21 protein-coding genes (1 of these 21 running past the window's edge) are annotated in these 21,179 nt (G+C 69.1%); 2 read left to right on the plus strand and 19 right to left on the minus strand.

What is annotated here, in order from left to right:
- Positions 1–308: 308 nt before the first annotated feature.
- From N2041_RS12585 to N2041_RS12620, 8 genes are all read right to left on the minus strand, one after another.
- Positions 309–827, minus strand: a complete 519-nt coding sequence (locus tag N2041_RS12585) for a DinB family protein (RefSeq protein WP_297678928.1) — start codon at positions 825–827, stop codon at positions 309–311.
- 14 nt (positions 828–841) lie between these two features.
- Positions 842–1,732: a pyridoxal 5'-phosphate synthase lyase subunit PdxS gene (gene pdxS / locus N2041_RS12590; protein ID WP_297678929.1), complete on the minus strand. Its 891-nt coding sequence runs from the start codon at positions 1,730–1,732 to the stop codon at positions 842–844.
- Positions 1,733–1,864: 132 nt separating this feature from the next.
- The gene (locus N2041_RS12595) at positions 1,865–2,095 is read right to left on the minus strand and encodes a hypothetical protein (RefSeq protein WP_297678930.1); all 231 of its coding nucleotides are present in this window, start codon (positions 2,093–2,095) and stop codon (positions 1,865–1,867) included.
- A gap of 319 nt (positions 2,096–2,414) precedes the next feature.
- A complete protein-coding gene (locus N2041_RS12600; RefSeq protein WP_297678931.1) occupies positions 2,415–2,921 on the minus strand; it encodes a hypothetical protein in 507 nt (168 codons plus the stop codon).
- A 25-nt stretch (positions 2,922–2,946) separates the two neighbouring features.
- Complete coding sequence (locus tag N2041_RS12605; protein WP_297678932.1) at positions 2,947–3,516, minus strand: cytochrome c oxidase subunit 3; 570 nt, start codon at positions 3,514–3,516, stop codon at positions 2,947–2,949.
- The gene (locus tag N2041_RS12610) at positions 3,517–3,720 is read right to left on the minus strand and encodes a cytochrome C oxidase subunit IV family protein (RefSeq protein WP_297678933.1); all 204 of its coding nucleotides are present in this window, start codon (positions 3,718–3,720) and stop codon (positions 3,517–3,519) included. It abuts the gene before it with no gap.
- A 12-nt stretch (positions 3,721–3,732) separates the two neighbouring features.
- Positions 3,733–5,589: a cbb3-type cytochrome c oxidase subunit I gene (locus N2041_RS12615; protein ID WP_297678934.1), complete on the minus strand. Its 1,857-nt coding sequence runs from the start codon at positions 5,587–5,589 to the stop codon at positions 3,733–3,735.
- A gap of 3 nt (positions 5,590–5,592) precedes the next feature.
- Complete coding sequence (locus tag N2041_RS12620) at positions 5,593–6,363, minus strand: cytochrome c oxidase subunit II (RefSeq protein WP_297678935.1); 771 nt, start codon at positions 6,361–6,363, stop codon at positions 5,593–5,595.
- A gap of 237 nt (positions 6,364–6,600) precedes the next feature.
- On the opposite strand from N2041_RS12620, the gene N2041_RS12625 reads away from it, so the two are divergent.
- The gene (locus N2041_RS12625; RefSeq protein ID WP_297678936.1) at positions 6,601–7,176 is read left to right on the plus strand and encodes a hypothetical protein; all 576 of its coding nucleotides are present in this window, start codon (positions 6,601–6,603) and stop codon (positions 7,174–7,176) included.
- Here the strand turns inward: N2041_RS12625 and N2041_RS12630 are convergent.
- Together N2041_RS12630 and N2041_RS12635 are read right to left on the minus strand one after the other, a co-directional pair.
- A complete protein-coding gene (locus N2041_RS12630) occupies positions 7,173–7,646 on the minus strand; it encodes a pyridoxamine 5'-phosphate oxidase family protein (RefSeq protein ID WP_297678937.1) in 474 nt (157 codons plus the stop codon). The genes N2041_RS12625 and N2041_RS12630 overlap by 4 nt on opposite strands.
- A gap of 49 nt (positions 7,647–7,695) precedes the next feature.
- The gene (locus tag N2041_RS12635; RefSeq protein WP_297678938.1) at positions 7,696–8,250 is read right to left on the minus strand and encodes a hypothetical protein; all 555 of its coding nucleotides are present in this window, start codon (positions 8,248–8,250) and stop codon (positions 7,696–7,698) included.
- A gap of 125 nt (positions 8,251–8,375) precedes the next feature.
- On the opposite strand from N2041_RS12635, the gene N2041_RS12640 reads away from it, so the two are divergent.
- Positions 8,376–10,673 carry a CoA transferase gene (locus N2041_RS12640; RefSeq protein ID WP_297678939.1) on the plus strand — a complete coding sequence of 766 codons (2,298 nt, stop codon included), beginning with the start codon at positions 8,376–8,378 and terminating at the stop codon, positions 10,671–10,673.
- A 6-nt stretch (positions 10,674–10,679) separates the two neighbouring features.
- Here the strand turns inward: N2041_RS12640 and N2041_RS12645 are convergent, their stop codons facing one another.
- The 9 genes from N2041_RS12645 to N2041_RS12685 form a co-directional block, all read right to left on the minus strand.
- Positions 10,680–11,537, minus strand: coding sequence for a PIG-L deacetylase family protein (locus tag N2041_RS12645; RefSeq protein ID WP_297678940.1), 858 nt, complete (start codon positions 11,535–11,537; stop codon positions 10,680–10,682).
- A 61-nt stretch (positions 11,538–11,598) separates the two neighbouring features.
- Complete coding sequence (locus N2041_RS12650) at positions 11,599–11,988, minus strand: hypothetical protein (protein WP_297678941.1); 390 nt, start codon at positions 11,986–11,988, stop codon at positions 11,599–11,601.
- Positions 11,988–14,603, minus strand: a complete 2,616-nt coding sequence (locus N2041_RS12655) for a preprotein translocase subunit SecA (RefSeq protein WP_297678942.1) — start codon at positions 14,601–14,603, stop codon at positions 11,988–11,990. Before N2041_RS12655 ends, N2041_RS12650 begins: the two co-directional genes overlap by 1 nt.
- A gap of 84 nt (positions 14,604–14,687) precedes the next feature.
- On the minus strand, positions 14,688–16,187 hold the full coding sequence (locus tag N2041_RS12660; protein WP_297678943.1) for an NADH-quinone oxidoreductase subunit N: 1,500 nt from the start codon (positions 16,185–16,187) through the stop codon (positions 14,688–14,690).
- Position 16,188: 1 nt separating this feature from the next.
- Positions 16,189–17,694: a NuoM family protein gene (locus N2041_RS12665; RefSeq protein ID WP_297678944.1), complete on the minus strand. Its 1,506-nt coding sequence runs from the start codon at positions 17,692–17,694 to the stop codon at positions 16,189–16,191.
- Positions 17,695–17,698: 4 nt separating this feature from the next.
- Complete coding sequence (nuoL, locus tag N2041_RS12670; RefSeq protein ID WP_297678945.1) at positions 17,699–19,603, minus strand: NADH-quinone oxidoreductase subunit L; 1,905 nt, start codon at positions 19,601–19,603, stop codon at positions 17,699–17,701.
- Between the two features lie 18 nt (positions 19,604–19,621).
- Positions 19,622–19,930, minus strand: coding sequence for an NADH-quinone oxidoreductase subunit NuoK (nuoK, locus tag N2041_RS12675; RefSeq protein WP_270057663.1), 309 nt, complete (start codon positions 19,928–19,930; stop codon positions 19,622–19,624).
- A 4-nt stretch (positions 19,931–19,934) separates the two neighbouring features.
- A complete protein-coding gene (locus tag N2041_RS12680) occupies positions 19,935–20,435 on the minus strand; it encodes an NADH-quinone oxidoreductase subunit J (protein ID WP_297678946.1) in 501 nt (166 codons plus the stop codon).
- Positions 20,435–21,179, minus strand: partial view of an NADH-quinone oxidoreductase subunit I gene (locus tag N2041_RS12685; RefSeq protein ID WP_297678947.1) — the 3' portion only. 965 nt of this gene lie beyond the right edge of the window; 745 of the gene's 1,710 nt are visible here — the last part of the coding sequence; the start codon falls outside the window, past its right edge; the stop codon is at positions 20,435–20,437. The genes N2041_RS12680 and N2041_RS12685 overlap by 1 nt, the downstream gene beginning before the upstream one ends.

Raw genomic sequence — 21,179 nt, forward strand, 5'->3', positions numbered from 1 at the left:
GGGGGGGGGGGGGGGGGGGCGGGGGGAGGGGGGGGGGGGGGGGGGGGGGGGGGGGGGGGGGGGGGGGGGGGGGGGGGGGGGGAGGGAGTGTGCGGTGACCCCCGGATTCGTCAACCTCCAACCTCCAACCTCCAACCTTCAACCTCGAACCCGGGAACCGGGAGGGCGGTGAATGCGAGCGTTCGGGTGGGCCTCCCGGCCCTCCGCGGGGACGGAGCCCCGCGACGACGAAGTTGGGAGTTGGGAGTTGGGAGTTGGGAGTTGGGAGAGAGCGTACGGTGGTAGCCGGATTCGTCAACCTCCAACCTTCAACCTTCAACCCGGGGCGGGGCGACGGGGGTGGGGGAAGGGGGCCGGGCGAGGAGGCGGCGGAGCTGGGCGTGGTGGGCTTCGAGGTGGCTGCAGAGGGCGCGATCGATGAGCGCCTCGAGGGTGCCGAGGGCGGGGTCGCCGGAGACGTGGCGCAGCGGCACGTCAAGCGCCGCTTCGGGCAGGGCGCGGATGGCGGCGCTGGCGGCGGCGGCGACGCGGTGGAGGCGTTCGCAGGCGGCGGGCGGTTCGAGCAGGGCGCCGGGCTCGATGCCGGCGAGCCGGTCGGGGTCGTCTTCGGGGCGGCCCCAGCTGCTGCCGGGGTTCGAGGCGAGGACGGCGAGGCGGCTCGACCAGTAGGGGAGGAATTCGCAGATGTGGGCGACGGTGACTGACGGCGACCAGCCGCCAGGCTCGCGGCGGTGCCACGAGCCCGGCGGGGCGAGCACGATGCGCCGGAAGAGGGCCTCGGCCTGGGCCTCGATGCGGTGGGCGTACCGTTCGGCGCGGGTGGACACGGCGCGCGGACCGGCTACCAGCCGCGGGTGGCGAGGAGCTCCTTTTCGCCGAGGGAGCTGACGGAGATGCCGGGCATCGCCTTGCCGAGGCCGCGGCTGACGCGGGCGATGACCTCCGGATCCTGGTAGTGGGTGGTGGCTTCGACGATGGCCTTCGCGACGGCGGGCGGGTTTTCGGACTTGAAGATGCCGGAGCCGACGAAGACGCCATCGGCGCCGAGGCGCATCATGAGCGCGGCATCGGCGGGGGTGGCCACGCCGCCGGCGGCGAAGTTGACGACGGGCAGGCGGCCTTCGCGCTTGACCTGCTGGACGAGTTCGAGCGGGGCGCCGAGCTCCTTGGCGACGGTGTAGACCTCGTCGTCGGCGAGGGTGGTGAGCCGGCGGATTTCGTCCTGGACGGCGCGCATGTGGCGGACGGCCTCGACGATATCGCCGGTGCCGGCCTCGCCCTTGGTGCGGATCATGGCGGCGCCTTCGCCGATGCGGCGGAGGGCTTCGCCGAGGTTGCGGGCGCCGCAGACGAAGGGGACTTTGAACTGGTGCTTGTCGATGTGGTGGGATTCGTCGGCGGGGGTGAGGACTTCGGATTCGTCGATGTAGTCGATGCCGATGGCCTGGAGGACTTCGGCTTCGACGAAGTGGCCGATGCGGGCCTTGGCCATCACGGGGATGGTGACGGCTTCCATGATGCGGTAGATGATTTCGGGGTCGCTCATACGGGCGACGCCGCCGTCGCGGCGGATGTCGGCGGGGACGCGTTCGAGGGCCATGACGGCGCAGGCGCCGGCTTCTTCGGCGATTTTCGCCTGTTCGGGGGTGACGACATCCATGATGACGCCGCCCTTGAGCATCTGGGCGAGGCCGACTTTGACTGCCCACGTGCCGGTTTGTGCCTGGGACATGGTGCGCTGCTCCTGTGCGACAGGTGTGTGGTCCTGAGTGTAGGACGAACGGGGGTCTGGCCATAGGGCCACTTGCGCGGCCGGGCGGGGGCGGCTGCGCGGACCATGTGAGCGGGATGACGCGCGGGGGCGTCAGCCGGCGAGGCGGGCCTGGAGGGAGGCGCGGAGGGCTGGCCACTCGCCGCGGAGGATGGGGGCGGCAGAGGTTGCCGGCTCCTTGCCGGTCTCCGGCAACCTCACGGTCAGCGCATGCACCGCGCAGCTATCGAATGCGTACCCACCGAGGAGATGAATCACCTCGGTGACACAGGAGGTGGGCGGCCGATGACCGTTCCGCCAGCCGATGCCGAGTGCCGCGGCCACCGGACCGCCGACGCCCCCGAGGTGCCGACCCGGCGCGAGCCACGCCAGGCCGACTGGTTCGCCGGTTCCGCAGGAAATCGTCCATGCGAGACACTCTCCTGCCGCCACTGCGGACGCGGAATGAGCCCAGGCCGAATCGGGGTCGGCTCCGCGACGAACGCGCTCGCTGCAGGCGAGGAAAAGCTCGCGGACGGAAGCGCTGAGCTTCCCGGGATGGAGGGGTTCCAGCACGACACGGCGCCCTTCGAAACGTGGAGGGGAGCCGGCGAGCGGCGGTTCGGACACGATGTTCTCCGGCGGGCGGATTCGGTTCGAGGACTCAGGCGGGGGAGGGTTCGGCGGGTTCGTCGCCGAGCCGGCGGGCGACGATGGCAGCGACCCCGAAGGCGATGCCGAACGGGACGCCGAGGATGGCGGCGGGGATGAAGGTGACGGTGATGGGCGGGCGGGCATCGAGCTGGTAGCCGATGACGCCGCCGGGGTGGAAGGAGCAGGCGATCTGCCCCTCGGCCGGGCCGGGGCGGATATCGGCGATGGTGCCCGGGCGGATGAGGTTGCCGGCGAGGAAGTGCTCGGCGGTGTCGTTGTTGATGATGCGGACGGTGCCGCTTTCGCCGGCGCGGATGACGGAGGGGACGCCGGGCACCCGGAAGCCGCGGGCGACGAGGTCGGCGGCGCCGGGCGGGATGGTGATCTCCTCGACGGGGTCCGGGGTGTTGGGGACGAGCATGGACCACCAGAGGAGGCTGACGAGCCAGCCGACGACGAAGCCGCCGAGCGTCCAGAGGAGGAGCTGGCGCACCCAGGGGCGAGCGAGCTGGCGCATCGGCGGCTTCTCCGGTGAGCGGGGGTTATTTGGTGAGGTAGAGGGCCGGGTAGTAGAAGACCCAGACGACGTCGACGAAGTGCCAGTACATGACGACGGCGCTGACGGCCCAGGGGTTCTTCGAGCTGTAGCGGCCGCGCAGGGCCTGGGCCCAGACGAGGATGAGCATGAACACGCCGGTGATGACGTGGGTGGCGTGGATGCCCGTCATGGTGAAGAAGATGGAGCCGAAGGCTTCGTCGCGGTGGAAGTGGGCGATGGACCATTCGTAGGCGACGCCGCCTGCGAAGACGAGGCCGAGCACGATGGTGAAGAAGAGGTACCAGCTGGCGACCTTCTTGTTGTCGTGCTCGATGGCCGTCTCGGCGGTGTAGGCGGTGACGGAGCTGAGGAGGAGGATGACGGTGATGAGGAGGCCGAGCGCCTGGTTGAGCTCTTCGCGGTGGATGCCTTCGAGGTAGAAGCGGGCGCTGAGGAGGAGGCCGAAGAGGATGGTTTCGGAGAAGAAGAAGAGCCAGAGCCCGGCGCGGTTGATGGCGAGGTGGTTGTGCGCGGGGGCGTGGGCAGCTTCCTGGTGTGCGGTCGCGAGCGCCATTTAGTGGGCCTCCTGGGGCCGCCAGAGGCGGTAGATGTGCATGAAGTAGTAGATGATGAGGACGGCCTTCCCGAGCGCCGAGACGGTGATGCCGAGGAAGCGGACGAGGTCGTCCTCGACGTGGGTGGCGAAGAGGTATTCGGTGATGGTGAGAACGGCGAGGATTGCGGCAACGATGAGGCCGGTCTGCATGGGCTTGCGCATGGTGCGGTCTCCTTACTGGCCGCCGCCCGCGGGCGCGCCGGCGAAGCCGGCCGAGGGGGCGGAGGGGAAGGTGGCGTGGATGGAGCCGGGGACGCCGTAGTCGTAGGGGCCGCCGCGGACGACGGGCGGGGCGGGGAAGTTCTCGTGCGGCGGCGGCGAGGTGGTCTGCCATTCGAGGGTGCGCACCTGCCAGGGGTTCGCCTCGGCGACGGGGCCGCGGACCCAGCTGTAGACCATGTTCCAGATGAAGACGAGGAAGGAGGCGCCGAGGAAGAAGCCGGCGAGGCTGACGGCGAGGTTGATGGGGTCGAGTTCGGACTGGAAGTCGGCGATGCGGCGGTTCATGCCTTTGATGCCGGGGAGGTGCATGAGGAAGAAGGTGGCGTTGAAGCCGATGAACATCCACCAGAAGTGGAGCCTGGCGAGCCGTTCGTTGTACATGCGGCCGGTCATCTTCGGGAAGTAGTAGTAGATGGCCGCAAAGAGGGCGAAGATTTCGCCGCCGACGATGGTGTAGTGGAAGTGGGCGACGACGAAGTAGGTGTCCTGGAGGTGGATGTCGGTGGGGACGTCGGCGAGGAAGATGCCGGTCACGCCGCCGCAGGCGAAGTTGAAGATGACGGCGAGGGCGAAGAGCATCGGCGGCTTGAGCCAGAGGCGGCCGAGCCAGATGGTGCCGAGGGCGGAGAGGAAGATGAGGCCGGTGGGGATGGAGATGAGCTCAGTGGCGACGAGGAAGGGCCCGTGGAGGTAGTTGGGCATGCCGGAGGTGAACATGTGGTGGGCCCAGACGACGCCGCTGAGGCCGAGGATGCCGAGGAAGGCGGCGACGGCGTACTTGTAGGCGAAGAGCGGCTTGCGGGAGAAGTGGGCGATGATTTCGAGGGCGAGCCCGAAGCCCGGCAGGACCATGATGTAGACGGCCGGGTGGGAGTAGAACCAGAAGACGTGCTGGTAGAGGAGCGGGTCGCCGCCGGTGGAGGCTTCGAAGAAGGAGAAGCCGAGCCGGTCGAGGAGGATGAGGAGAAGGGCGGCGGCGAAGCCCTGGGTGTAGAGGAGGGCGATCCATGAGGTGGCGAACATGGACCAGACGAAGATGGGGAGCCGGCCCCACGTGAGCCCCGGCGCGCGCATGTAGATGATGGTGACGATGAAGTTGAGCGCGCCGAGGATGGAGGTGAGGCCGAAGGTGATGATGGAGAGGGAGAAGAGGACCTGGGAGCTGTTGGTGAAGACGGCGAGCGGCGGGTAGGCCGTCCAGCCGTGTTCGATGCCGCCGAGGAAGGGGGTGGCGAGGAGGCCGACGGCGACGGGCGGGACGAGCCAGAAGGTGAGGGCGTTGAGGCGGGGGAAGGCCATATCCTGGGCGCCGATCATGAGCGGGACGGCGTAGTTGCCGATGCCGCCGATGACGGCCGCGACGGCGACGGCGACCATGAGGATGCCGTGGAGGCCCATGGTGCCGTTGTACTGGCTGTTGGAGAGGAACTGGTTGCCGCTCTGGGCGAGCTCGGCGCGCATGAGCATGGCGAGGGCGCCGGCGAGGAAGAAGACGACCATGAAGGTGACGAGGTACTGGATGCCGATGACCTTATGGTCGGTATTGAAGGTGAAGTAGCGCTGCCAGCCGGGGAGGTTGCGCTGGTAGGTCTTGAGGCCGAACCATTCGCGGCCCCACATGCCCCACATGCCGATGCCCATGAGCCAGAGGAAGACGCCGAGCACCCAGCCGCCGATGATGTTGATTTCGCCGCCCCAGGCGTCGGGGTAGCCGAACAGCCAGCGGAGGACGGCGACGATGCCGAGACCGAGGTAGAAGCCGATGAGGCCGAGGCCTGCGGCGCCTGCGACGGATTTGACTGCGTACATGTGCTAGTTCCCCTGGCTCTTGAGGCTGGCGAGCCATGCCTCGAATTCGGATTCGGTGACGACGCGGACCGGGAGCCACATCTTCCCGTGGTCGAGCCCGCAGAGTTCGGCGCACTGGACGCGGTAGGACTGGTCGTCGCGGTAGTCGCCGAGTTTGGTGGGGTGGACGGTCATGAAGGTGGTGCGGCCGGGGACGGCGTCGATCTTCATGCGGAAGGCGGGAATCCAGAGCGAGTGGACGACGTCGATGGAGTTGACGTTGAACTTCACGTACTTGTCGACGGGGATGACGACTTCGCCGCCCTTCGAAATCGTCACCTGGGTGCCGTCCGGGTAGTCGAACGTCCACTGCCACATGAAGGCGGTGACGTTGATTTCGAGGTCGGCCTCTTCTTTGCCCCAGCCGTAGGCGGTGGCGCTGGACTGGAGCTTGGCGAGGCCGGTGAGGCCGGGGTGAATCATGACGAAGATGGCGAGCCCGGCGGTGATGGCGAGCCAGATGCGGGGAATCCAGCCGTGGCCGCGGATGGGCGGGCCATCGCCGTCGGGCGCCTCGCCGCGGATGCGCCAGGTGAGGGCGGCGTAGGTCACGACGGCGATGACGAAGGTGAAGACGGGAATGCCGAGGATGAGGAGGAAGCGGAAGATGCTGTCGAAGTCCTCGGCTTCGTGAGACCCGACGGTGGGGAAGAGGTCGGCGAAGACGAGGAGCTCGCCGACGGCGGTGAGGCCGGCCCAGAGGAGGGCGACGCTGATGAGATGTTTGCCGTGCAAGGGCAACGCTCCACGCAAGGATGAAGGCGAGCGAACGCGGCGGACGCCCTGAGTTCGCCGCCGCGTGATTCGAGCTCATGCTAAGAACGGGCTGCGGGGACGCGGTACGGCCGCAGGGGTACCCGCCGGACGGCCGGATGGCCCTCGGAGCGGAGCGGCCGCATCAGCGGTATGGCGTTCTTCGATAGGGTCCGGGGCCGTGTGCGCCGCGGCGGGCCGGCGGCCGACAATGGGAGCATGAGATGGTTCCGGCGGCAGGCAGCGTCCCCGGCGGAGACGGCGAAGCCGGCGAGCTTCGGGGCGTGGCTGCTGGCGCAGTTCGCGGGGGACGAGCCAGCCGGCGCAATGCCGTTCCAGAAGCTGGAGCGGGCGTGCAGCAACGCGGCCTCGCTGGTGTGCGGGGCGGCGTTCGCGCGGCCGGAGGCGTTCCGGCGGGCCGACATCCTGCGGCCGGCGCTGCGGGAGGAGGCGGGCGTGGTGGCGCGGCGGACGGCAGACGGCTTCAAGGCGGCGCTGGCGGACCGGGAGCACACGGTGCTGGCTTGGCCGTGGGAGCACATGGGCACGAGCCTCGCGTGGCAGGCGACGCGGGCGGGCGAGGCCGACGCGGCGGCTCTCGGCGAGCGGCTCGAGACGCTGGCCGGGGCGTACGCGATCTTCTACCGGGAGCAGCTCGCCGCGGTGCTGGATCTCTGGCGGCAGGTGGCGGCGGGGGTGTACCGGGGCGAGCGGGAGCCGGACCTGCCGGCGATGGGCGCTGAGATGCTGGCGGCCTTCGAAGCGCGGGAGCGGGGGGCGGCCGCCGGCAGCTAGCCGTGCGACGGCCGCCAGATGCGCGGCGGCTTGCCGGTCATCACCTCGCTGAGGCGCGAGACTTCGACGCGGAAGGGGTCGAGCCGGAGGGCGCCGAAGGTGGGGTCGGCCGGGCCGCCAGCCCAGAGCATGCCGGGGTCGTAGCCGAGCGGCGGGGGCGTCGTCTTGAACAGCTCCCAGAGCCACTGCTTCCGTTCGAGGGAGTCATCCCAGCTGGCGCGGCACTCTGCGTAGACCTGCTCGTGCTGCTGGTCCCAGTAGGCGACGGCGACGTACGGGTTGGCGGCGATGTGCTTCGCCTTGAGGGAGCGGGGCGAGGTGGCGATCCAGCCGACGTGGCCGTCCCAGATGGGGTGGAGGATGCGGGAGCGGGGGCGGCCGCGGGTATCGACGGTGGTGACGACGGCCCAGACCACGCGGCGGGTGATGCTATCGAACTCGGGCTGGAGTTCGGCCCAGGTGACGTTCATGCGGAGGGGCCTCCCGGCGGGATGCTGGGCGGACTGTACAAATTTTTGGCTATCGCTGTCGAGGCGCGGGCCGGGCGGCCTTCCGGCGGGGCGGCTCGCGGCGGCGCGGGGGCGGTTCGGCGAGCAGCGAGAGGAGCGCGGGCGGAAGTTCGAGCCCGGGCCGGGGGCCGCCGGCGAGGAGCCAGGCCGCGGCGAGGTGCGCGGCAGCCGGGTCGGCCGCGAGGGCGGGGACGGCAGCGCGGAGCGCGGCAAGCAGCGCCGCGAGCTGGCCGGGCGCGGCGGGCAGGCTGGACGCCGGGACGCCGGCACGTGCGAGCGCGGCCTGCAGCGCGCGGAAGGCGGCCGCATCGGCGGGCTGCCGGAGGGCCTCGCGGAGGAGCCGGGCGAGCGCGGCGAGGTCGGGCGGCTCGCGGAGGAGCTGCTGGTAGGCGGCGCGGGCTTCCGGCGAGAGGGTGACGGCATCGGCGAACGGTGCGGCGGGCGCGGTGGCGCCGGGCGGCGCGCTCGCGAGGCGGGCGAGCGCCTCCCGGGCCTCGGCCGCGCGGGCTTCGAGGCTGCGCTGGAAGGCAGCGAGCGGCAGGTCGGCGGATTCGACGATGCGCACCGCGGGGCGGCTCCTGCCGGGATCGTCGGCCGCGCGCGGGGCGGCCGGAGGGGCAGCGGGGGGACGAGGAGGGGGCGGACGGGGTGCGGTGCCGGTTCGCGGCGGGCGGGCTATAGTTCCGGGCCATGAGTGCGTTCAGCGGTTTCCGGGTGATCGATTTCTGCCAGGGGATTGCGGGGCCGATGGCGACGATGCTGCTCGCCGACTTCGGCGCCGAGGTCATCAAGGTGGAGCCGCCGGGGGGCGACCGGGCGAAAGGACACCCGGGCTACTGGTGCTGGAACCGGAACAAGCGGGTGGTGACCCTCGATCTCCACCAGTTTGAGGGCCTAACTGCCGCTCGGGAGCTCCTTGCCACTGCCGATGCTGCCGTGTTCGACTGGACACCGGGGGAGCTGGAGCGGAGCGGCCTCGACACCGTTTCCGTGCGAGGCACCGACCCCGCCCTGGTGCACGCATGGTTTCCGCCCTACTCCCCCCTCGGGCGCTGGAGCCAGCTGCCGCCGGATGAGGGGCTGCTCGAGGCCGTTTCGGGGGTCGCGTGGCTGCAGATGAGCTACGAGGACCGGCCGACGTACCTCGTCACGCCGCAGGTCCACTACGGGCAGGCGATGCTCGGCGCAGGGGCGATCGCGAGCGCGCTTTACGCGAAGCTGCGGACGGGCCGCGGGCAGGAGCTGATCGTGAGCGGGCTCCACGGGGTGGCGGCGGTGGAGAGCGGGGGCACGATCCGGGCAGGCGAGATGTTCCGGCTGGGCGGCCGCGGCAGCCGGGGCGGGGTGCCGAACTACCGCCTGTACGAATGCGCGGATGGGAAGTGGTTTTTCCTCGGCACGCTGACGCCGCAGTTCTTCTTGAAGGCGCTCGAGGCGACGGACATGCTCCATCTGATGGCGCTCGAGGGCGTGGAGGGCGAATTCACCAACCTGCTGAAGCCGGGCATCAACCAGCAGGTGATCGAGGCGCTGGAGGCGCGGTTCAAGGAGAAGCCGCGGCAGGAGTGGCTCGACATCCTCCACGCGGCGGGCGTGCCGCGCGGGCCGGTGGGCACGATCGATGAGTGGTTCGCGAGCGAGACGGTGCGCGCGAACGGGATGCGGGTGGAGCTGGAGCACGAACAGCTGGGGAAGGTGGTGATGCCGGGCGTGCCGGTGAAGCTGAGCGCGACGCCGGGCGGGGTGCGCCACCTGCCGCAGCCGGCGCGGGCGGAGGAGATCGGGCCGCACGCGCGGGTGCAGGGCGGGAACGCCGCGCCGCAGCCGGGCGGGCCGCTCGCGGGCGTGCGGGTGCTGGACCTCGGCGCATTCATCGCCGGGACGTACGCGCCGACGATCCTCGCGAACTGGGGCGCGGACGTGATCAAGGTGGAGCCGCTGGAGGGCGACCCGTTCCGGACGTACGGGCTCGGCTTCGTGGGCTACAACCGGGGGAAGCGGAGCCTCGCCATCGACCTGAAGCGGCCGGAGGGGCGGGAGGCGTTCTTCGAGCTGGTGAAGGTGAGTGACGTGGTGCTCGACAACTACCGGCTCGGCGTGCGGGAGCGGCTCGGCATCGACTACGCGGCGCTGCGGGCGGTGAACCCCCGCATCATCAGCTGTTCGGTGACGGGCTACGGGCCGGAGGGGCCGCTGGCGCAGGACCCGGGGTTCGACCCGCTGGTGCAGGCGCGGAGCGGGCTGATGGCGCTGCAGGGCGGCGACGATGAGCCGGTCTTCTACCAGATCCCGGTGAACGACACGGCGAGCGCGATGATGGCGGCGTTCGGGGTGGTGGCGGCGCTGGCGGCGCGGGAGGTGACGGGCGAGGGGCAGGAGGTGACGACCTGCCTCGCGAACCAGAGCATCCTGACGCTCTCGGGCGAGGTGACGTGGTACGAGGGGCGGCCGGCGAACCCGAAGGGCGGGCTCGACCTGCTCGGGCTCTCGGCGCTGAACCGGTATTACCGCTGCGCGGACGGCTGGCTGCTCATCGCGGCCGCGAAGCCGGAGCAGTTCCATGCGGTGTGCGCGGCGCTCGGCCACCCGGAATGGGCAGGGGGCTGGCTGGCGGAGCAGGCGCTGCGGGAGCCGGTGACGAGCCCGCTGGCGGAGCGCATCGCGGGGGCACTGGCCGGGATGCCGCGGGCGGAGGCGCTGGACCGGCTGCTGACGCGCGGCGTGCCGGCGGCGCCGGCGCTCTCGGCGGAGGAGCTGTTCGAGGACCCGTGGCTGCACGCCTCGGGCTACTTCGAGGATTTCGACCACCCGGAGCTGGGGCCGATTCGCGGGCCGCGGCTGCTCGGCTGGTTCCCGGAGATGCCGAACGGCTACCCGCGGCGGTCGCCCCTGGTGGGCGAACATTCGGCCGAGGTGCTGCGGGAGTGCGGCTTCGCCGAGGAGCGGATTGCGGCGCTGCTGGCTGCCGGGGTGGTGCGGCAGCGGTAGCGGCGGCTAGCCGGCGGCGCGCTGGGGTTTCGGGCGGGGCTCGGCACCGGCCTGCGCCTGCTGCGGCATGCGGGGCGGCCGCCGGATGCTCCAGCGGCGGAACCGCTCTTCGATCGGCTTGCCAGGTTCGCGCTTCTCGCGCTCGGCGCGGTCGCGGAGGAAGTCCTCGCGCGTGCGGCCGCCGAGCTGGCTGGTGTGGCAGAGGATGGCCGCGATCTTCGTCTCCCAGTAGTCGGTGATGTCGACGGCGTAGTCGGGTTTTTCGGCGCCGGCGAGGAGGACTTCGTTGACCTGGTGGCTTTCGAGGCCTTCGTGCTCGTGGTGCTGGTAGAAGAGGCGGTCGCGGACGATGGGGTAGATGGCGTCCATGGTGGCCTGGCCGACGTTCCGGTGGTCGCGGTGGTTGAAGGTTCCGCGGAAGGCGTCCCAGGTGATGACAACGTCGGGCCGGTAGAGGCGGAGGAGGCGGACGATCTGGCCGCGGAGCTCGGCGCTCTCGCTGGTGAAGCCGTCGGGGTAGCCGAGGAAGATGCACTCTTTGACGCCGAGGACGCGGCAGGCTTCGCGCTGCTCTTCTTCGCGGATGGCGGCGAGCTTTTCGGGGTGCATGGCGGGGTCGTGGGTGCCCTTGTCGCCGCTGGTGACGACGACGTAGACGACTTCCCAGCCCTCGGCGCACCACTTCGCGACGGTGCCGGCGCAGAGGAAATCGGCGTCATCGGGGTGGGCCATGATGACCATGGCGCGGCCGGGCCCTTCGATGGGGGGCAGGGGTTCGGACCGGAGGAGGGTGGTGGGGTTCGCCTCGGGCTGCTGCTGTTTCTGCTTCTTCTTGGCCGACTTCTTCGCTTTGTCCTTGCTCATGGGGCGTGGGGCTGCTCGCGCGGGGGTGTGGGGGGAACTGTAGCAGAGGACGGCGCGGGGCTCAGCGCTGGGCGGCGGCAGGGCGGACGCGGAGGGCGATCTCGCCCCTGCCGATGGGGCGCTCTTCGACGAGGGCGAGGGAAGCGGCGCCGAGGAGGGGCTGGAGCTCGGCGCTGGCGGGCGATTCGGGCTCGGCGGGGTCGAGGATGAGCCAGGCTTCGCCGCGGGCGACGGAGGTCATCCAGGCGAGGCGGCTGAGCACGGCGGGGTCGAGGTGGGCGCGCTCGGGCCACCAGAGGATGCGGGGCGTCGGCTCGGCGGTGAGGATGGTGCTGGCGAAGGCGGGCCGCGGCTTCATGCGGGAGGCCTCGGCGAGGACCGAATCAGGCGCGGAGACGAGCATGATGGGGCCGTCGGCCGTGGAGAGGCCGAGGTCGGCGAGAGCGCCCATCAGCGGATGAGCTTCCGGCGCTTGGCGGCGGTGCTGCCTTTGCCCTGCCCTCCGCGCTGGGGGGCCGCGCCGAGGGTGCGGATCTCCTGTTCGCTGGGGCCGGTCGGCTTCGCGAGGACGGGCGCAGCCTTCGCGGCCGGCGCGGGCGCGGGGGCCGCGGAGGCGGCACCGTTCGCCTCGGCCGGGGCAGGCGCAGGCGCAGGCTGCTGGACGATGCGCACCTTGAAGATGGTGCGCGCCACCTGCCGGCGGATGTTCTGGACGAGCTGCTGGTACATGTCGTGGCCTTCGCGCTTGAAGGCGACGAGGGGGTCGACCTGGGCGTAGGCCTGGAGGCCGATGCTCTGGCGGAGCTCTTCGATGGCGGTGAGGTGTTCGCGCCAGTGGGTATCGATGGCCTCGAGCAGGAGCCAGTGCTCGACCTTGCGCATGTTCTCTTCGCCGATGGCCTGCTCCATCTGTTCGTAGCGGTCTTCGGCGCGGTCGAGGAGCTCGTCGGTGAGTTCGTCGCCGAGCTCGGCCATCTCTTCAACGGAGGGGAGGTCTTCGGGGAGGAAGATTTCGCGGAGTTCGGAGTGAGCGAGTTCGAGCGATTCGAAATCCTGGGGGTTGACGTTCTCGGTGATGCGCTCGATTTCGCGGAAGAGCATCTCTTCGAGGACGTTCGCGCGGGTATCGACGCCCTGGAGGATTTTGTCGCGCTGGGAGTAGATCTGCTTGCGGTGCTCGTTGATGACGTCGTCGAACTCGACGAGCCGCTTGCGGATATCGAAGTTGTGGCCTTCGACTTTCTGCTGGGCCTGCTCGATCGCTTTGGTGACCATGCGCGATTCGAGGGGCATGTCCTCGGTCATGCCGAGCTTTTGCATCATGCCGGGGACCCAGTCGGGTGCGAAGCGCTTCATGATGTCGTCGCCGAAGGAGACGAAGAAGCGGGAGGAGCCGGGGTCGCCCTGGCGGCCGGCGCGGCCGCGGAGCTGGTTGTCGATGCGGCGGGATTCGTGGCGTTCGGTGCCGATGACGTGGAGACCGCCGAGCTCGGCGACGCCAGGGCCGAGCTTGATGTCGGTGCCGCGGCCGGCCATGTTGGTGGCGATGGTGACGGCGCCGCGCTGGCCGGCGAGGGCGACGATCTGGGCTTCGCGCTCGTGGTGCTTGGCGTTGAGGACTTCGTGGGGGATGCCCTTGCGGGTGAGGAGGCTGGAGAGGTACTCGGACTTCTCGATGGAGGTGGTGCCGACGAGGACGGGCCGGCCGGCGGTGTGGAGCTCTTCGATCTCGGCGACGACGGCGTTGAACTTGGCGCGCTCGTTGATGTAGACGACGTCCGGGTAGTCCTCGCGGATCATCGGCCGGTGGGTGGGGATGACGACGACGTCGAGGCCGTAGATCTTGTGGAACTCTTCGGCCTCGGTTTCGGCGGTGCCGGTCATGCCGGCGAGCTTTTCGTAGAGGCGGAAGAGGTTCTGGAAGGTGATGGTGGCGTAGGTGATGGATTCGCGCTGGATGGGCACGCCTTCTTTGGCTTCGACGGCCTGGTGGATGCCGTGGCTCCAGCGGCGGCCGGGCATGAGGCGGCCGGTGAATTCGTCGACGATGATGATTTCGCCGTCGCGGACGACGTAGTCGCGGTCGATGCGCTTGAGGTATTCGGCATCGAGGGCGGCTTCGAGGTGGCGGGCGAGGCGGGGGTCGCCTTCGAAGATGTTGGCGATGCCGAGGGCGCGCTCGACGCGCTCGATGCCTTCTTCGGTGAGGGCGATGTGCTTCGCCTTGTGGTCGACGATGTAGTCGACATCTTCGCGGAGGCCTTTGACGGCGCGTGCGAATTTGACGTAGGTGGCGCTCGCTTCTTCGGCCTGGCCGCTGATGATGAGCGGGGTGCGCGCTTCATCGATGAGGATGTTGTCGACCTCGTCGACGATGGCGAAGTAGAGCTCGCGCTGCGCCTTATCGCCCCATTCGCGGACCATGTTGTCGCGCAGGTAGTCGAAGCCGAACTCGTTGTTCGTGCCGTAGGTGATGTCGGCCTGGTAGACCTCTTTGCGGGTGGCGGGGCGAAGGTCCTTGTAGCCGGTGGCGGGGCCTTCGGTCTCGGGCGCGTAGCCGGGTTCGTACATGAAGGAGATGCCGGCGTTCTGGATGACGCCGACGGTCATGCCGAGGGCGTGGTAGACGGGGCCGTACCACGCGGCGTCGCGGCGGGCGAGGTAGTCGTTGACGGTGACGACGTGGACGCCGCGGCGGGCGAGGGCGTTGAGGTAGACGGGGGCGACGGCGGTGAGCGTCTTGCCTTCGCCGGTCTTCATCTCGGCGATGCGGCCTTCGTGGAGGACGATGCCGCCCATGAGCTGCACGTCGTAGGGGCGCTCACCGACTTTGCGGGCGGCCATTTCGCGGCTGACGGCGAAGGCTTCGGGGAGGATGTCGTCGAGGGTTTCGCCGTCGGCGAGGCGCTGTTCGAACTCGGCGGTCTTCGCCGCGAGCGCCTCATCGGAGAGGGCGGCGATGTCCGGGCCGAGTGCGTTGATGTCGTCGACGATGTGCTGGAGCCGTTTCAGTTCCCGCTCGTTGGAATCGCCGAGGATGCGGTTGAGGAAGCCGAGCTTGGGCATGCTATGCCCAGTGTAGCGCGGATTGGGCAAGGCGCGGCAAGGCGGGGTAACGGGGCGCGCCCAGGCTGAGCCCTGCCGTTCGCCTCAGGGGGCCTGGACGCGCGCGCTGGCTGCTGCGGAGGCGGTTTCGAAGAGCGGCTTCGCGGCCTGCTCGGAGAATTCGAACGCCGGGCCGGGGTACATGCCGATGAAGAGGATGCCGAGGAGGAGGATGGCCGCGAGGCCCCAGAGCACCGGCTGGACCCGGAAGCGGACGGTTTCGCCGACGGGGTCGAAGAGGTACATCTGGCGGATGACCATGAGGTAGTAGTAGAGGCTGATGAAGCTGTTGAGGACGGCGAGCGCGACGATCCAGATGGTTTCGTCGGTCGTGGCGCCCTGGAGCATGAAGAGCTTGGTGGCGAAGCCGGCGAAGAACGGCAGGCCGGCGAAGGAGAAGAGGGAGGCGGTGATGACGAGGGCGAGGAACGGCTGCGTCTCGGCGAGGCCGCGGAGGCCGGCGATCTCTTCGCTGCCGGTGCGGTTCACGGCCGCGGTGAGGGCGGAGAAGAGCGCGAGCGTGGTGACGATGTAGCCGACGAGGTGGACGAGAAGGCCGCTCGTCGCGTTGAGCCCGACCTGGGCGTCGCCGTAGCCGAGGGCGGCGATGCTGATGAGCATGTAGCCGACCTGGCCGATGGAGGAGTAGGCGACGAGGCGCTTGAGGTTCTTCTGCTGGATGGCGATGAGGTTGCCGACCGTCATGGTGATGGCGGCGAGGGCGAGGAAGGCCCAGCGCCAGCTCTCCGCGTCGGTGACGAAGACGGTGGAGAAGAGGCGGAGGATGAGGGCGAAGCCGGCCGCCTTCGAGAGCGTCGAGAGGAAAGCGGTGATGGGCAGCGGCGCGCCTTCGTAGGCATCGGGCGCCCACATGTGGAAGGGCGCGGCGGAGACTTTGAAGCCGACGCCCGCGAGGATGAGCATCATGCCGACGGCGACGGCGGGGTCGAGGCCGGAATCGCGGCCGGCGAAGGCCTCGGCGATGCCGGCGTAGGAGGTGGTGCCGGCGGTGCCGTAGACGAGCGAGAGGCCGTAGAGGAAGAGGGCGCTCGAGAAGGCGCCGAGGAGGATGTATTTGAGGGAGGCTTCGTTGGAGCGGAGGTCGCGCTTCAGGATGCCGACGAGGATGTAGAGCGAGAAGGAGAGAACTTCGAGCGCGAGGTAGGCGGTGAGCAGCTCGGTGGCGCCGGCCATGATGGTCATCGCGGAGCCGGCGACGAGGAGGAGGCCGTAGAACTCGCCCTGGTCGACGCCGCGCTGGCGCTTCAGGTATTCGGCCGACATGAGGGCGACGACGAAGACGATGCCGGCGGCGAGCAGGCGGAAGAAGGCGGTGAAGTCGTCGCTGATGAAGAGGCCCTGGTAGGACTTCGGGTCGCGGTCGAGGAAGGCGAGGCCGGCGGCGAACCAGGCGACGGCGCCGAGGGCGGTGAGGTAGGCGAGGAGGTCTTTGCGGACGCGCGGGGCGAAGAGCTCGATGGCGATGACGAGCAGGGCGACGCCGCAGGCGATGTATTCGGGGATGAAGAGGGCGTAGTCGCGCATCTTAGCCAGTGACCCCCGGGAGGAGGGTGACGGTGTGGCCGACCCGCTCGGTGAACGGGGCCCACCAGACGCCCATGATGACGATGGAGGCGATGAGCATCGCGCCGGAGAGACGCTCGAGCGGGGTGAGGTCCTTCAGGTCTTTCCAGTGCGGGTTGAGCGGCCCGAAGAAGACGGTCGCGAACATCCGGAGCATGTAGGCGGCGGCGAGGGCCGCGGCGAAGATGGCGAGGGCGCCGAAGACCGGGTAGGTGCGGAAGGTGCCGACGAAGATGTGGAATTCGGCGGTGAAACCGGAGAAGCCGGGCAGGCCGACGTTCGCGAGGCCGGCGATGGCGTAGAAGATGACCCAGAGCGGCATCACGCGCCCGAGGCCGCCGAACTCCTTCATGTCGCGCGTGTGCGCCTGGTCGTAGAGGGCGCCGATCATGAGGAAGACGAGGGCGGTCATCACCCCGTGGGAGAACATCTGGAGGACGGCGCCGGTGATGCCGATGGTGTTCATGGTGGCGAGGCCCATGAGCACGTAGCCCATGTGGCTGACCGAGCTGTAGCCGGAGATGAGCTTGAAGTCGCGCTGGGTGAGCGCCGCAGTCGCGCCGTAGACCGCGCCGATGGTGCCGAGGACCATGAGCGCCGGCATCCAGAAGGCGGCGCCTTCGGGCAGGAGCTGGATGCCGAGACGGATGATGCCGAAGGCGCCGAGCTTCATGAGGACGCCGGCGTGCACCATCGAGACGGCGGTGGGCGCGGACATATGGCCGTCGGGCGACCATGTGTGGAACGGCCAGAGGGCAGCGAGGACGCCGCAGCCGACGACCATGAGCGGGAAGATGACCTTCTGGGCGGTGGCGCTGATGGTGCCGTCCTGGCCGGCGGCCCAGAGCGAAGGCAGGTCGAACGTGCCGATGCCGGCCTGGTGGAACACGGCGAAGATGCCGATCCAGATGAGCACCGAGCCGCCGACGAGCATGAGGGTGAGCTTGGCGGCGCCGTACTCCTTCCGGGTGGAGCCCCAGACCCCGATGAGGAGGTAGAGCGGCATGACCGCGAGTTCGTAGAAGAAGAAGAAGAAGAACAGGTCGTAGGCGAAGAAGGTGCCGTAGACGCCGGCGAGGAGGATCCAGTAGAGGATGTAGAAGTCTTTGTTCCGGTATTCGATTTTCCAGCTGGCGAGGGCGCCGGCGAAGGCGACGACGCCGGTGAGGAGCGCCATGAGGGCGGAGATGCCATCGACCGCGAGGCGGAGCGAGATGCCGCCCGGCCCGAGGAAAGCGACGTTTTCGACCCAGGCCCAGTTGAGGTTCATCTGGGCTTCGGGGCCATCGACCCGGTAGGCGATGAAGATGTAGATGGAGAGGGCGGCGAGGATGGCGCCCGTGACGGCGGAGATGTAGCGGACCGCCATCTTCTGGGAGCCGGGGGTGAAGATGAGGATGAGCGCGGCCGCGAGCGGCAGCACCAGCGTGGCAAGGACGACGTAGCCCTGGCCTTCGTCGAAGGTCATGCGATTAGCCCCTCACCACCAGGCCGGCGAGAGCGAGCCCGATGACGCCGAGGGCGACGGCCATGGCATAGTTCGGGACGCGGCCGGTCTGGAGATATTTGAGAACACCGCCGGTGAAGCCGGTGATTTGCGCCGAGCCATCGACGCCGGTGTCGTTGACGACGTAGCGGTCGAACCACGAGACGATGTAGCTGAAGCCGAGGACGCCGCGGTCGATCATGCCCTGGTAGAGCTCGTCGAAGTAGAACTTGCGGCGGAGCATGTCGTAGACGCGGGGCTGCCAGTTCGCGAGGGCGGTAGCGCGGCGGAGGTCGTTGCCCCAGTACATCCAGGCGGCGGAGAAGATGCCGACGACGGCCATGGCGAGCGAGGCGGCGGCAAAGCCCCACTTCAGCTCGTATTCGTGCGGGCCGTGGTGCGGCAGGAAGATGAACTCGGTGATGCCGCCGGGGAAGCCGAGCGCCTTGCCGACCTCGTGGAAGACGACGAAGCCGCTGGTGATGGCGAGGAAGGCGAGGAAAACGAGCGGGCCGGTCATGACGGGCGGCGTTTCGCGCGTGTGTTCGTAGACGTGGGGGTCTGCCGGCTTGCCCATGAAGGTGCGGATGAAGAGGCGGGTGGTGTAGAAGGCGGTCGTCACGGCGCTGATGCCGAGGAGGATGACGGCCCAGGCGCCCCACTTGTGTTCGAGCACGACGAAGATTTCGTCCTTCGACCAGAAGCCGGCGAGCGGCGGCAGGCCGGCGAGGGCGAGCGAGCCGATGAGGAAGGTGGTGCCGGTGATCGGCATCTTCTTCCAGAGGCCGCCGAGCCGGTCCATCTCCTGGTTGTGGTGGGTGCCGATGATGACGGAGCCGGCGCCGAGGAAGAGGAGGGCCTTGAAGAAGGCGTGCGTCATCAGGTGGAACATGGCGACGGCCGGCTCGCCGGCGCCGAGGGCGATGAACATGAAGCCGAGCTGGCCGACGGTCGAGTAGGCGAGCACCTTCTTGATGTCGGTCTGGGCGAGGGCGATGAAGCCGGTGAGAAGCGCCGTGATGAGGCCGACGATGGTGACGGTGAGGAGCATGCCGTCGGCGACTTCGAACATAGGCAGGAGCCGGGCGGTGAGGTAGACGCCGGCGACGACCATCGTGGCGGCGTGGATGAGGGCGGAGACGGGCGTCGGGCCTTCCATGGCGTCGGGAAGCCAGACGTGGAAGGGAACCTGGGCGCTCTTGCCCATGCAGCCGAGGAAGATGAAGGCGAGGGCCGTGAAGAGATAGGGCTGGCTGAAGTGGCCTTCTTCGGCGAGGTGGATGAGCTCCTGGATGTTGAAGGTGCCGCCTTCGCGCCAGAGGAGGATGATGCCGATGAGGAGGCCGACATCGCCGATGCGGGTGGTGATGAAGGCTTTCTTTGCGGCCTCGGTGGCGGAGCGCTTCTCCCAGTAGAAGCCGATGAGGAGGAAGGAGCAGACGCCGACGAGCTCCCACGAGATGTAGAGGAGGAGGAGGTTATCGGCCATCACCAGCATGAGCATGGAGGCCGCGAAGAGCTGCAGGACCGCGAAGAACCAGTGGTAGCGCGGCTCACCCTTCATGTAGCCGATGGAGAAGATGTTCACCATCAGGGCGACGGTGACGACGACCGCGAACATCACGATGGTGATGGGGTCGACGTAGATGCCCATGCGGAGGTCGAAGGTATCGCCGATTTTCGACCACTGGATATCGTTGACGACGGGGCCGAGCTTCCCCGGGGTATCGAGGAAGTCGGCGAGGACGACGAAGAAGAGGAGGAAGGACGACGCGATGGCGGCGACGCCGAGGTAATCGCCCCCGCGCGGAAGGGCGCGTCCGAAGAGCGCGAGCACCAGAAACACGCCCGCCGGGATAGCGGCGAGCACCCAGGCCTGTTCAGCTCCCATGCGTTGTCCTGGCCCCTTTTACCACTTCATGGTCGCTGCTTCGTCGACGTTCGCGGTCGCGCGGTTCCGGAAGAGCCGGATGACGATGGCGAGCGCGAGGCCGACTTCGGCAGCGGCGACGGTGATGATGAAGACGGCGAAGATGGCGCCGACGATGCGACCTGGGTCGAGGTAGGCGGCGAACGCCACGAAGTTGATGTTCACCGCGTTGAGCATGAGCTCGACGCTCATGAGGATCATCACGGCGTTCCGCCGGGCGAGGACGCCATAGACGCCGAGTGCGAAGACGATTGCGCTGAGGGCGAGGTAGTTTTCCAGCGGCACCATCGGTCTACTCGCCCTCCTCTTGCCGAGCGACGATGATGGCCCCAACGAGGGCTACCAGCAAGAGGACGGAGGCGAGGATGAACGGGAGGCCGAAGTCCTCGAAGAGCCGCTGGCTGATGGCTTCGATAGCGATGTTGGTCGGCGATTCGGTGTTGCCGGCCCATTCGGTGCTGAGGGCGGCGACGAGCAGCACCGCGGCGACGCCGATGCCGGCGAGGAGTGCGAACGGCGCCTGCGGACCGTTCACCTTCTCCGCGCGGCCGCTCGGGTCGGCGCGGGTGAGCATGAGCGCGAGGAGGACGAGCACGGTGACCGCGCCGCCGTAGATGAGGAACTGGGTGAGGGCGAGGAACTCGACGGTGAGGATGACGAACATCACGCCGACGCCCGCCAGGCTGCCGATGAGGAAGATGGCGGAGTGGATGACGGAGCGGGAGAAGACGACGCCGGCGGAGAGGGCGATGATGCCGAGCGCGAAGAGCCACCAGATGACTTCGGTCGCCATTACTCGATGCCCTCCGGCAGGGTGCCGCCCAGCTCTTTGATGGTCTGGATGACGTCCTCGGGGATGGGTTCGCCTTTCGCGAGCGCTTCGCGGGCGCGGCGCTCGGCGCGCATGCGGCGGGCGCGGACTTTTTCGAAGCTGTTCGGGTCGCCTTTCGGACCGGTGCCGACGCCCGGCGGGGGCGTCCACGCGCCGCCGGCCGAACCGCCGCCAGCGGCCGCGGGGGCCGCCGCGCCGCCGCCCTGGCCGGCGAGGGTCTGCCAGATGCTGCCGCCAGGCGCGAGGTCGCTGCCGAGTTCGTAGAGCGTTTTCGCCAGGTCGTCCGGGATCGGCTCGCCCTTTTCGGTCAGCTCCTTGAACTGGCGCTCGGCGCGCATCCGGCGGGCGCGGACTTTTTCGTAGCTGTTCGGGTCACCCTTCGGCCCGGTGCCGACGCCCGGCGGGAACCGCATGGTGCCGTCCGGGTTCGTCCCGGAGAGGGGGGCTGCTGCGGCGCCCGCGCCACCGCCGCCGCCCTGGGCGGCGAGCGTCTGCCAGATGCTGCCGCCGGGCGCGAGGTCGCTGCCGAGTTCGTAGAGCGTTTTCGCCAGGTCGTCCGGGATCGGCTCGCCCTTTTCGGTCAGCTCCTTGAACTGGCGCTCGGCGCGCATCCGGCGGGCGCGGACCTTTTCGTAGCTGTTCGGGTCACCCTTCGGCCCGGTGCCGACGCCCGGCGGGAACCGCATGGTGCCGTCCGGGTTCGTG

Origin of the sequence: Tepidiforma sp., assembly GCF_026419595.1 — a bacterium.
In the GTDB taxonomy this organism is placed as follows: domain Bacteria; phylum Chloroflexota; class Dehalococcoidia; order Tepidiformales; family Tepidiformaceae; genus Tepidiforma.

Excerpts from the sequence above, each read along its gene's own strand:
- N2041_RS12645 (WP_297678940.1), bottom strand. The coding sequence starts at position 11,537 with ATGAGCAAGGACAAAGCGAAGAAGTCGGCCAAGAAGAAGCAGAAACAG.
- N2041_RS12660 (WP_297678943.1), bottom strand. The coding sequence starts at position 16,187 with ATGCGCGACTACGCCCTCTTCATCCCCGAATACATCGCCTGCGGCGTC.
- nuoL (WP_297678945.1), bottom strand. The coding sequence starts at position 19,603 with ATGGGAGCTGAACAGGCCTGGGTGCTCGCCGCTATCCCGGCGGGCGTG.
- N2041_RS12610 (WP_297678933.1), bottom strand. The coding sequence starts at position 3,720 with ATGCGCAAGCCCATGCAGACCGGCCTCATCGTTGCCGCAATCCTCGCC.
- N2041_RS12605 (WP_297678932.1), bottom strand. The coding sequence starts at position 3,516 with ATGGCGCTCGCGACCGCACACCAGGAAGCTGCCCACGCCCCCGCGCAC.
- N2041_RS12655 (WP_297678942.1), bottom strand. The coding sequence starts at position 14,603 with ATGCCCAAGCTCGGCTTCCTCAACCGCATCCTCGGCGATTCCAACGAG.
- N2041_RS12650 (WP_297678941.1), bottom strand. The coding sequence starts at position 11,988 with ATGGGCGCTCTCGCCGACCTCGGCCTCTCCACGGCCGACGGCCCCATC.
- N2041_RS12665 (WP_297678944.1), bottom strand. The coding sequence starts at position 17,694 with ATGACCTTCGACGAAGGCCAGGGCTACGTCGTCCTTGCCACGCTGGTG.
- pdxS (WP_297678929.1), bottom strand. The coding sequence starts at position 1,732 with ATGTCCCAGGCACAAACCGGCACGTGGGCAGTCAAAGTCGGCCTCGCC.
- N2041_RS12600 (WP_297678931.1), bottom strand. The coding sequence starts at position 2,921 with ATGCGCCAGCTCGCTCGCCCCTGGGTGCGCCAGCTCCTCCTCTGGACG.
- N2041_RS12680 (WP_297678946.1), bottom strand. The coding sequence starts at position 20,435 with ATGGCGACCGAAGTCATCTGGTGGCTCTTCGCGCTCGGCATCATCGCC.
- N2041_RS12625 (WP_297678936.1), top strand. The coding sequence starts at position 6,601 with ATGAGATGGTTCCGGCGGCAGGCAGCGTCCCCGGCGGAGACGGCGAAG.
- nuoK (WP_270057663.1), bottom strand. The coding sequence starts at position 19,930 with ATGGTGCCGCTGGAAAACTACCTCGCCCTCAGCGCAATCGTCTTCGCA.
- N2041_RS12615 (WP_297678934.1), bottom strand. The coding sequence starts at position 5,589 with ATGTACGCAGTCAAATCCGTCGCAGGCGCCGCAGGCCTCGGCCTCATC.
- N2041_RS12630 (WP_297678937.1), bottom strand. The coding sequence starts at position 7,646 with ATGAACGTCACCTGGGCCGAACTCCAGCCCGAGTTCGATAGCATCACC.
- N2041_RS12640 (WP_297678939.1), top strand. The coding sequence starts at position 8,376 with ATGAGTGCGTTCAGCGGTTTCCGGGTGATCGATTTCTGCCAGGGGATT.